The sequence below is a fragment of the Larkinella sp. C7 genome, assembly GCF_006149005.1.
GTDB lineage: Bacteria > Bacteroidota > Bacteroidia > Cytophagales > Spirosomataceae > Larkinella.
Genome location: NZ_VBSL01000151.1, coordinates 254 through 462, shown reverse-complemented (window position 1 = coordinate 462; position 209 = coordinate 254). Strand labels below are relative to the sequence as shown.

The following is a 209-nucleotide window of genomic DNA, read 5'->3' as shown; positions in this document are numbered from 1 at the left end:
ATTTGTCGCAGAGACAGAATCTTTGGCACACCCTTTTCAATGGCCAGCATGTTGAAACTAAAATTAGTTTGCAGGCTGGTCAATTTGAAAAGGTTGTTGAGAATAACATTAGCCGATGCATCTCTGCGAACTTCGATGATAAAACGAACCCCTTCTCGGCTGGACTCATCACGAACCGCTGTAATCCCTTCAACTCGCTTCTCTTGAGC

1 protein-coding gene is annotated in these 209 nt (G+C 44.5%); it reads right to left on the bottom strand.

Annotation, left to right across the window (positions count from 1 at the left end; translation table 11 throughout):
• The coding region (locus FH871_RS34860) for a DNA gyrase subunit A (RefSeq protein ID WP_212768392.1) at positions 1-209 on the bottom strand (209 nt) is incomplete at both ends.